Raw genomic sequence first — 9678 nt, 5'->3', positions numbered from 1 at the left:
AACCTGCGACCAATTGATTAAAAGTCAACTGCTCTACCAACTGAGCTAACGACCCAATTTCCACATCACTTCAGCGATTCACTATCGCCTTGGCAACGGCGGCATATATTACTGTGATAATTTTTCCAAGCAACCTATTTTATAAAAAAAACGTTTAACTGCTTACAACTCAAACAAATAGGCGCAAAACCCGCTCCTTTAGAGCAAGTTTTGCGCCTTATCGTAGAAATTAAGAGTGGGACAAGGATTTTTGCGCCAGTTTGGCACTTTCTGTATTGGGATACATTTTGACCACCTGACGATACACCGCTTGGGCTTTATCAGTCTGGCCTTTCTCCTGCATGATCACTCCAACCTTATACAAGGCTTCAGAGGCTTTAGGAGATTTCGGGTAGTTTTTTACGACATTGGCGAAATAGTAAGCCGCATCGTCTTTCTTACCCTTGTTGTAGTTCAACTGTCCCAGCCAATAGTTGGCATTGGGCTGATAAGTGGAATCAGGATATTTCTTGACGAAGTTTTGCAACGCAACAATAGCCTGATCATACTGCTTTTTTTCGAGCACCAGCGCCACGGCGGCGTTGTAATCGCTATTCGCGTCTCCCGTGCTGGCAGGCGCGGTCGGAGCAGCGTTACTCGCCGCAGGGGGATTGCTAGCGTCTGAGGCCTCAGGAGCAGGCGTCTGCGCGCCCTGAGAGCTCAGGCTATCTATTTGCTGGTAGATCTGTTTCTGACGCTCTACGACTTGATTGAGCTGATACTGACTTTCCTGAATCTGACCACGCAGGCTGTCGATATCACGCTGGTTATCGGAGAGCTGTTGCTGAAGTTGGGTTAAAAGCTGGCTGTGAGCGTTTGAGATTCGCTCCAGTTGAGTGACTCGATCTTCCACCGAGCCTGAGCCGGCATTACTGATTGGCGCTTGGGCGGTAGCGACCCAGGGGGCCGCTACGCCAACCAGTAACGACAGACTTAGAAGGTAAGGTCTGAAGTTACTGTTCATGCAATACTCTTAGTAGACCAGAACGGCACGACGGTTTTTAGAGTAAGCAGCTTCGTCATGACCCAGAACCGCAGGTTTTTCTTTACCGTAAGAAACGATAGAGATCTGGTCAGAAGAAACCCCTTTACCCTGCAGATACATCTGCACGGCATTCGCACGACGTTCACCCAGTGCAATGTTGTATTCCGGCGTACCACGTTCATCCGCATGACCTTCGATGGTCACTTTGTAAGACGGGTTGCTGCGCAGGAATGCGGCATGGGAATCCAGCATCTGGGCGAAATCTGAACGGATGTCATATTTGTCCAGATCGAAGTAAACGATGTTGTTGCGTTGCAGTTCCTGCATCTGCAGGCGAGCCTGCTCAGAGGATGACATGTTGCCGCCGTTTTCCATACCACTGCCAACGCCGACGCCATTCTCAGAAGATTGGTCGTTGTTAGCATGTTTGTTAGAGCTACACGCGGCAACAGCCAGCACCGGCAGAGCCAACATCAGGCCTTTCAGCACTTTATTGAATTGCATTTTTATGTCCTTTCAAAAGGTTATCATAGCTATTTGCATTTAGAGATACGGCGACCAGGCAGGGAATTTTACCTGACCATCAGTTGCCGGAAGACGCGCTTTGAAACGACCATCAGTCGAAACCAGCTGCAGCACGGATCCCATCCCCTGTTTGGAACTGTAGATTACCATGGTGCCGTTAGGCGCAACGCTTGGCGTTTCGTCCAGGAACGTGTCCGTCAATACTTGAACGGCCCCCGTTACCAGATCCTGTTTGGCGATATGCTGCACTCCGCTGTTGGAGCTCACCATCACCAGAAATTTACCGTCGCTGCTAACATCCGCGTCCTGATTCTGGGCACCTTCCCAGGTCAGGCGCTGAGGCGCACCGCCGTTGACATTAATTTTATACACCTGCGGACGTCCCGCCTGATCGGAAGTATAGGCCAGTGTCTGGCTATCCGGGAACCAAGTCGGCTCCGTGTTGTTGCTACGTCCGTCGGTGATCTGAGAAATCTGTCCAGAGCCCAGATTCATCACGTACAGGTTCAGGCTTCCGCTCTTGGACAGAGCAAACGCCAGTTTGCTGCCGTCAGGAGAGAAGGACGGCGCGCCGTTATGACGTGGGAACGAGGCCACCTGTTTGATGGCACCATTCGCCAGCGTCTGTACGACCAGCGCAGAACGGCCGCTTTCGAAGGTCACGTAGGCCAGTTTATTGCCGTCGGCAGACCATGTTGGTGACATCAACGGCTGAGGCGAGCGATGCACAGGACGCTGATTGTAACCGTCATAATCCGCTACCCGCAGTTCGTATGGATACTGGCCGCCGTTGGTTTGAACCACATAGGCGATACGCGTACGGAATGCGCCTTTAATACCAGTCAGCTTTTCAAAAACTTCATCGCTAGCGGTATGCGCCGCAAAACGCAGCCAATCCTTGGTGACCTTGAACTGATTCTGCGCCAGGACGCTACCCGGGTTGCCGGACGTATCCACCAGTTGGTAAGAAATAACGTAGCCATCGGCGCTCGGCTGCACCTGGCCGATAACGACGGCGTCAATGCCCAATGCCGTCCAAGCGGCAGGGGTCACTTCCGCAGCACTACCCGGTTGTTGCGGCATACGTGCAGGATCAATCGGGTTAAACTTGCCGCTATTGCGTAAGTCCGCACCAACGATCCCAGCAACTTCTTCCGGCGCAGCGCCAGGTCCAGCCCATTTGAACGGCACAACGGCGATAGGACGAGCGGAATCGACCCCTTGGGTGATTTCGATGCGGACTTCCGCATGCAGTACTGCCGCCCACAGCATCAAAAAACCTAATGCAACTTTAAATGCCTGCTTCATTTCATCTCCCTTATCCAGGCGCTTAACCTGCGATAAATTAGCAGAATGTGAACAAAACCAATGTCAACAAAACACGATTATCTGGTCTGTCGGCCATAGTCATAATCTTAAATCCCTTCCCGACCCTAGACTGCTTTATTGCGGCTTAAAGTCTATCGGGGCATTCTTGAATGCTTCATAGACTTCACTGCTCGGCGGTTTGGGGATCCTGGCCTGCTTGGCAGCAGCGATAGCCGCCTGACACAGGGCAGGATCGCCGCCTTCGGTAGTGACATCGATTAGCAGACCATCCGGCGCCAGTTTGACGCGTAGCGTACACGTCCGACCTTTATAGGATTCCCAATCGTAAAACTTACTCTGAATCGCGGTTCTAATCTGACTGCCATAGCTATCCAACGCAGCCCCGGACGCCCCGCTTTTCTTATTCTTGCCAACGCCAGCGGCACCACCGCTACTCGCGGCAGAGCCTGATTTAGGCGCATTTTTATCCGCCGACAGCCCACCGAGCAGATCGTCCACTTCGCTATCCTGCTTGGCGGCTTCAGCCGCAGCGGCCTTTTTCTTGTCGTCAGCGGCTTTTTTGGCTGCCGCAGCTTCCGCTTTCTTCGCGGCATCGGCGGCGGCCTTGGCTTTAGCGTCAGCAGCGGCTTTTGCCTTGGCGTCCGCTTCAGCTTTCTCTTTAGCCACTTCTGCTGCTTTAGCCTTCGCTTCCTGTTCAGCCTTTTTCTTCGCGTCTGCGGCAGCCTGTTTCTTAGCTTCCTCTTCCGCCTGCTTTTTAGCCGCGGCAGCTTTGGCCTGCTGTTCCGCTTCCGCTTTGGCTTTGGTTTCAGCGGCGGCTTTAGCCTGTTGCTCGGCGTCAGCTTTGGCTTTCGCCGCCGCTGCTTCAGCTTGTTTCTGCTGTTCTTTCGCCTGTTGCGCCGCTTCTTCAGCCTGCTTACGCTGCTGTTCTTGCGCTTGCGCCTGATTTTTGGCTTCTTCCTGCGCCTGCAACCGCTCTTTTTCCAGCTCTTTCAGACGCTGTTGCTCCGCGGCCTGTTTTTCCTGTAGTTCTTTGGCCTGCTGGTCGGCTTGCTTCTGACGCAACTGCGCAGCGCGCTGCGCGTCGCTTTGTTGCTGCTGCTGACGGTTGTACTGTTCGGCAACGGCACCGGGATCAACCATCACGGCATCGATAGCCGACCCGCCTCCGCCGCCATTGCTGGCGTCCATTGACTGGTGCAAGGAGCTTATAACCAGCAGCGCAATCAAAATGACGTGCAAAACGGCCGAGATAATCAAAGCCCGTTTTAGCTTATCGTTTTGTCCGTTTCCCTTTAGCACAAGTCATTCCCAAATACAGTGTGGCCAAATAGATCACTCATACTCTGTTTACCGGCTCAAATCGGTTGCGTCATCAGACCCACGGATTTCACGCCGGCCTGGTGGAGTAAATTAAGTGCTTTAATGATTTCATCGTACGGGACTTCTTTCGCGCCGCCGATCAGGAACACCGTTTTCGGATTGGCGCTAAGCCGAGACTGCGCTTCAGCCACCACCTGCTCTGCCGGCAGTTGCTCCATACGATTATGATCGACCACCAGGCTATATCGGCCGATACCGGAAACCTCGACAATCACGGGCGGATTATCATCGCTGGAAACGGTTTTGGAATCCGTGGCATCCGGCAGATCAACCTCAACGCTTTGCGTGATGATCGGCGCTGTCGCCATGAAAATCAGCAGCAGCACCAACAGCACATCCAGTAAGGGGACGATATTGATCTCGGACTTCAGCTCCCGACGACCTCGACGTACACGTGCCATGCTCCCTCCTGATTAACGGTTGCTATCGTTGGAGAATGCCTGACGATGCAGGATGGCAACAAACTCTTCCGTGAAGTTATCGTAGTTCTGTTCCAGCTTGTTGACGCGTTGATTGAGGCGGTTGTAGGCCATGACGGCAGGAATCGCGGCAAACAGGCCGATAGCCGTAGCAATCAGCGCTTCGGCGATCCCCGGCGCGACCATCTGCAACGTCGCCTGCTTAACGGCACCTAGCGCGATAAAGGCATGCATGATCCCCCACACCGTACCGAACAGGCCGATGTAAGGGCTAATAGAACCGACGGTTCCAAGAAAAGGAATATGGGTTTCCAGCGTTTCTAGCTCGCGATTCATCGAGATACGCATTGCCCGCGAGGAGCCTTCAACCGCCGCTTCGGGCGCATGATGGTTGGCGCGATGCAGCCGGGCGAACTCCTTGAATCCGGCATAGAAAATCTGCTCGGTTCCAGCCAGGGTTTCGCGCCGCGTCTGACTTTCCTGATACAGGCGGGAAAGTTCGATACCCGACCAGAATTTGTCTTCGAACGCTTCGGCATCCCGCGTTGCCGCGTTGAGGATACGGGTACGCTGTATGATTATCGCCCAGGACGCAATAGAAAAACCGATTAAAACCAGCATGATGAGTTTCACCAGAAGGCTAGCCTTCAGAAACAGATCAAGAATATTCATGTCAGTCACTGCTTAAACTCCGCGACAAAAGACTTAGGAAGCGCAATCGGCTTCATTTGATGTGGGTCGATGCATGCGATCAAAACTTCAGCCTGGCTCATCACTTCGCCTTGGGGATTGAGAATGCGCTGCGCAAACGTCATTGACGCCCGGCGAAGCGAAACAATCTCGCTCTGAACTTCCAGCAAATCGTCAAGGCGCGCCGGAGAGAAGTACTCTACTGTCATCTTGCGAACGACGAAGGAGAGGCTTTGCTCCATCAGCTGTTGTTGATGAATACCATGCGCACGCAGCATTTCCGTGCGAGCTCTTTCATAAAACGCGGCATAGCGCGCGTAATAAACAACACCGCCTGCATCGGTATCTTCATAATAGATGCGAACCGGCCAGCAGAACACTTCATTACTCACTTTATATCCCAGCAATGCATGCAATAAAACTCAGGCTACTATACGCAAGAGAATTGTGGTTTGGAATGGGGAGAATGTACAGGCTGGTAAATAAATGTGAGCCAGAAACGGCCCACATGACAAGGGATTGAGCGCGAAGATTACCGGAAGAAATAGTACAGGCCGGCGGCCAAAATGATCGCCGCAGGCAAAGGTGAGAAAAAGGCCTTCCAGCGCAGTCGCTGAGGTCTAAATCCGGTCCCGTGAATCACGCCCGCACAGACCGCCCACATCAGGACAAACGCCTGCCAAACGGCCATCGTGCTGGTTTTCGCCGCAAAGCGCGACGGATCCCAAAAAACGCATCCCGCTAATAGCAGGGCCATGATCAGGGAAAGGGCCCGTAACGGGCCCTTGTCCATGATGCTATAGAGACGATGGATAAATTGACTCATCACGCGTCGTCTTTACCCGCTTTGTCATCTTCAATGTGCTCGATCGCCAACGCGGTGATCACGCCCAGCGAACAGGCAAGAAGCGTTCCGAGTATCCAGGCAAAATACCACATAAAATAAGCTCCTTACTTAGTACAGGGAATGCGAGTTCTGCTCGACATGCTCTTTGGTGATGCGACCGAACATTTTGTAGTAGCACCAGGTGGTGTAGCACAGAATGATCGGGACAAAGACGATCGCCACGCAGGTCATGACTTTCAGCGTCAGCAGACTGGATGTGGCATCCCACATGGTCAGGCTGACGTTCGGCATCGTGATTGACGGCATAACAAACGGGAACATCGTGATACCGGCCGTCAGGATAACGCAGGCAATGCTCAGCGAGGAGAACAGGAACGCCAGCGCGCCTTTTTCCACGCGTGCCATCAGCACCGTAAACAGCGGGAACACTACACCCAACAACGGAACAGCCCACAGGACAGGATAGTGGTTGAAGTTGACTAACCAGGCGCCCGCCTGATGGACCACTTCTTTACGCAACGGGTTGGATTCCGCAGCCGTATTGATCACCGACGTCACGGTGTAGCCGTCGATACCGTAAACCACCCAGACACCGGCCAGGGCAAACGTAATGAACAGAACCAGCGACGCCAGTTGCGCTACGCCTTTAGCACGCAGGTGCAGTTCGCCGTTGGTACGCATCATCAGGTAAGTCGCGCCCTGAGCCAGAATCATGCTCACGCTGACCACGCCCGCCAGCAGGCCAAACGGGTTCAGCAGCTGGAAGAAGTTACCGGTGTAGTACAGGCGCAGATAGGCGTCGATGTGGAACGGAACGCCCTGCAGCAGGTTGCCGAACGCAACGCCGATGACGAGAGGCGGCACGAAGCTACCGATGAAGATGCCCCAGTCCCACATGTTGCGCCAGCGAGCGTCTTCAATCTTAGAACGGTAGTCAAAGCCCACCGGACGGAAGAATAACGATGCCAGCACCAGGATCATGGCGACATAGAAGCCGGAGAACGCGGCGGCGTAGACCATCGGCCAGGCGGCAAACAGCGCGCCCCCCGCCGTGATCAGCCAGACCTGGTTGCCGTCCCAGTGAGGCGCGATGGAGTTAATCATCACACGACGTTCAACGTCGCTGCGGCCCATGAGGCGGACCAACATCCCCACACCCATATCGAAGCCATCAGTGATGGCGAAACCAATCAGCAGTACGCCGATAAGCGCCCACCAGATAAAACGCAGTACTTCATACTCAAACATAGTGGACTCCTGTTACCGTGCTTCCGGCGCAGCGGTGGTCGGCTGTTCAAAGTGATATGCGCCCGTTTTCAGGCTGCTTGGACCCAGACGCGCATACTTGAACATCAGGTACATTTCCGCGACGAGGAACAGCGTGTACAGACCGCAAATCAATCCCATGGAGAACAGCAGATCGCCTGCTGTCAGCGATGAGTTGGCGACAGAGGTCGGCAACACTTCGCCAATCGCCCAAGGCTGACGACCATATTCTGCGACAAACCATCCCGCTTCCACGGCGATCCACGGCAACGGAATGCCGTACAGCGCGGCACGATGCAGCCATTTACGCTGACCAATCTTGTTGCGCAGCACGGTCCAGAAAGAAAGACCAATGATGATCAGCATCAGAATCCCACAGGCCACCATGATGCGGAACGAGAAGTACAGCGGCGCGACGTGAGGAATAGAGTCTTTCACCGCCAGTTGGATCTGCGCTTCGGACGCATCGGAAACCTGCGGCGTATAACGTTTCAGCAGCATGCCGTATCCAAGATCCTGCTTGCTGGCGTTAAAGGCTTCGCGAACCGCAGGGTCAGTGTTGCCCGCACGCAGCTGCTCGAGCAGATGATAGGCGTTCATCCCGTTACGGATGCGCACTTCGTGCTGCTCCATCAACTCTTTCAGCCCGGTCACGGTTTTATCCGTGGAACGCGTCGCGATCAGACCCAGAACATAAGGAACCTGAATCGCGTATTTGTTCTCTCTGGCTTCCTGATCCGGCAGACCGAACAGGGTGAACGCGGCCGGAGCGGGCTGTGTTTCCCATTCGGCTTCAATTGCTGCCAGCTTGGTTTTCTGAACGTCGCCCATTTCGTAACCGGATTCGTCACCCAGCACGATAACGGAAAGCACGGAGGCCATGCCGAAGCTCGCAGCGATAGCGAATGAACGCTTGGCGAACGCGATATCGCGGCCTTTCAGCAGATAGTAAGAGCTGATACCCAGAATGAACATCGCGCCCGTACAGTAACCGGCGGCAACCGTATGCACGAATTTCACCTGCGCAACAGGGTTGAAGACCAGAGTCGCAAAACTCACCATCTCCATGCGCATGGTTTCGAAGTTGAAGTCGGAGGCGATAGGGTTTTGCATCCAGCCGTTGGCGATCAGAATCCACAACGCGGAGAAGTTGGAACCCAGAGCGACCAGCCAGGTCACTGCCATATGCTGCACTTTACTCAGGCGATCCCAGCCGAAGAAGAACAACCCAACGAAGGTGGACTCCAGGAAAAACGCCATCAGACCTTCGATAGCCAGTGGAGCCCCGAAGATATCACCGACATAGTGAGAGAAGTAAGACCAGTTGGTCCCGAACTGGAACTCCATGGTCAGCCCGGTAGCCACGCCGAGTGCGAAGTTGATCGCAAACAGCTTGCCCCAGAACTTGGTCATATCTTTATAAATTTGTTTGCCAGACAGTACGTAGACCGTTTCCATGATTGCCAGCAGGAACGCCATTCCCAGCGTTAGTGGCACAAACAGAAAATGGTACATTGCTGTCAAGGCAAACTGTAAACGTGACAGTTCGACTATATCAAACATCTTGACTCCTTGCTCCTCGCAGGAAGGTTTCGCTCGCAGTAGAGGCAATCCGTTGAACAACGGCTGCAATACCCTAAAAGAACACAACAAATTGCTGAACACAGGCTTAAACATCGCATGACGCGAATCACGCCACGACAATATGTCTAATTAAAATAAGCCTAAGAAAGGTTATGAAAATTACCAATATCGTACCTAAAACAGAGTGACCGGTATATTACGCCTACAATCCCCTGTAATAAATAGGTTTTTACGTGACGCCAGTTGGAGTTTTGACTCAACCCCTTTTTTCGCAATCACATACCTTTGACAGATAATTGATCGGGCGCAATTTAAGCGTATTTTGACGAAGATATCCACCCTGTATTTTTTGACCTGGCGCAATATTCGCCTCTAACGTTAACAGCGTGACACATTCCATTTTCATTGAGCGTGGATTGTTAATTTGACGTGACTGCGAGGTTTCAATAATTAATATTTGATGATTTATTATTCAGGGTATTTGCTGCATTTTTGTTTCTTTATGATTGCTTATTTTTATATTTACTGGTTTATGTTGTTGCCACACTGTTATTTTTACAAATGAGTGTTATTCCCATTAAATATTCGTCAGGCTCAAACATAAAAAAAAAGCC

Annotated in this window: 11 protein-coding genes; all 11 read right to left on the bottom strand. The window is 52.7% G+C overall.

What is annotated here, in order from left to right:
* Window positions 1–229: 229 nt before the first annotated feature.
* The 11 genes from cpoB to cydA all read right to left on the bottom strand — a co-directional run bounded on the left by cpoB (window position 230) and on the right by cydA (window position 9043).
* Window positions 230–1003, bottom strand: coding sequence for a cell division protein CpoB (gene cpoB / locus Q7O77_RS01690; protein ID WP_085652424.1), 774 nt, complete (start codon window positions 1001–1003; stop codon window positions 230–232).
* A 9-nt stretch (window positions 1004–1012) separates the two neighbouring features.
* Window positions 1013–1528, bottom strand: coding sequence for a peptidoglycan-associated lipoprotein Pal (gene pal, locus Q7O77_RS01685; protein ID WP_085652425.1), 516 nt, complete (start codon window positions 1526–1528; stop codon window positions 1013–1015).
* Window positions 1529–1567: 39 nt separating this feature from the next.
* Window positions 1568–2857: a Tol-Pal system beta propeller repeat protein TolB gene (gene tolB / locus Q7O77_RS01680; protein ID WP_304162891.1), complete on the bottom strand. Its 1290-nt coding sequence runs from the start codon at window positions 2855–2857 to the stop codon at window positions 1568–1570.
* A 135-nt stretch (window positions 2858–2992) separates the two neighbouring features.
* Window positions 2993–4177, bottom strand: a complete 1185-nt coding sequence (tolA, locus tag Q7O77_RS01675) for a cell envelope integrity protein TolA (RefSeq protein ID WP_304162888.1) — start codon at window positions 4175–4177, stop codon at window positions 2993–2995.
* 56 nt (window positions 4178–4233) lie between these two features.
* Window positions 4234–4659 carry a colicin uptake protein TolR gene (tolR, locus tag Q7O77_RS01670; RefSeq protein WP_085652428.1) on the bottom strand — a complete coding sequence of 142 codons (426 nt, stop codon included), beginning with the start codon at window positions 4657–4659 and terminating at the stop codon, window positions 4234–4236.
* Window positions 4660–4671: 12 nt separating this feature from the next.
* The gene (tolQ, locus tag Q7O77_RS01665) at window positions 4672–5358 is read right to left on the bottom strand and encodes a Tol-Pal system protein TolQ (RefSeq protein ID WP_304162881.1); all 687 of its coding nucleotides are present in this window, start codon (window positions 5356–5358) and stop codon (window positions 4672–4674) included.
* The gene (ybgC, locus tag Q7O77_RS01660; RefSeq protein ID WP_304162878.1) at window positions 5355–5759 is read right to left on the bottom strand and encodes a tol-pal system-associated acyl-CoA thioesterase; all 405 of its coding nucleotides are present in this window, start codon (window positions 5757–5759) and stop codon (window positions 5355–5357) included. The genes tolQ and ybgC overlap by 4 nt, the downstream gene beginning before the upstream one ends.
* A gap of 140 nt (window positions 5760–5899) precedes the next feature.
* A complete protein-coding gene (gene ybgE / locus Q7O77_RS01655) occupies window positions 5900–6193 on the bottom strand; it encodes a cyd operon protein YbgE (RefSeq protein WP_304162875.1) in 294 nt (97 codons plus the stop codon).
* On the bottom strand, window positions 6193–6306 hold the full coding sequence (gene cydX, locus Q7O77_RS01650; protein ID WP_304162873.1) for a cytochrome bd-I oxidase subunit CydX: 114 nt from the start codon (window positions 6304–6306) through the stop codon (window positions 6193–6195). Before cydX ends, ybgE begins: the two co-directional genes overlap by 1 nt.
* A gap of 16 nt (window positions 6307–6322) precedes the next feature.
* Window positions 6323–7462 carry a cytochrome d ubiquinol oxidase subunit II gene (cydB, locus tag Q7O77_RS01645; protein WP_304162870.1) on the bottom strand — a complete coding sequence of 380 codons (1140 nt, stop codon included), beginning with the start codon at window positions 7460–7462 and terminating at the stop codon, window positions 6323–6325.
* 12 nt (window positions 7463–7474) lie between these two features.
* A complete protein-coding gene (gene cydA / locus Q7O77_RS01640; protein ID WP_304162868.1) occupies window positions 7475–9043 on the bottom strand; it encodes a cytochrome ubiquinol oxidase subunit I in 1569 nt (522 codons plus the stop codon).
* Window positions 9044–9678: the final 635 nt, after the last annotated feature.

Source organism: Lonsdalea britannica, assembly GCF_946477055.1.
Classification (GTDB): domain Bacteria; phylum Pseudomonadota; class Gammaproteobacteria; order Enterobacterales; family Enterobacteriaceae; genus Lonsdalea; species Lonsdalea britannica_A.
The sequence above is the reverse complement of the archived record's forward strand: the minus strand, read 5'-3'. Positions and strand labels throughout refer to the sequence as shown.

What these genes read in the sequence shown, in the direction of transcription:
- cpoB (WP_085652424.1), bottom strand. Translation starts at nt 1,003, where the DNA reads ATGAACAGTAACTTCAGACCTTACCTTCTAAGTCTGTCGTTACTGGTT.
- pal (WP_085652425.1), bottom strand. Translation starts at nt 1,528, where the DNA reads ATGCAATTCAATAAAGTGCTGAAAGGCCTGATGTTGGCTCTGCCGGTG.
- tolB (WP_304162891.1), bottom strand. Translation starts at nt 2,857, where the DNA reads ATGAAGCAGGCATTTAAAGTTGCATTAGGTTTTTTGATGCTGTGGGCG.
- tolR (WP_085652428.1), bottom strand. Translation starts at nt 4,659, where the DNA reads ATGGCACGTGTACGTCGAGGTCGTCGGGAGCTGAAGTCCGAGATCAAT.
- ybgE (WP_304162875.1), bottom strand. Translation starts at nt 6,193, where the DNA reads ATGAGTCAATTTATCCATCGTCTCTATAGCATCATGGACAAGGGCCCG.
- cydX (WP_304162873.1), bottom strand. Translation starts at nt 6,306, where the DNA reads ATGTGGTATTTTGCCTGGATACTCGGAACGCTTCTTGCCTGTTCGCTG.
- cydB (WP_304162870.1), bottom strand. Translation starts at nt 7,462, where the DNA reads ATGTTTGAGTATGAAGTACTGCGTTTTATCTGGTGGGCGCTTATCGGC.
- cydA (WP_304162868.1), bottom strand. Translation starts at nt 9,043, where the DNA reads ATGTTTGATATAGTCGAACTGTCACGTTTACAGTTTGCCTTGACAGCA.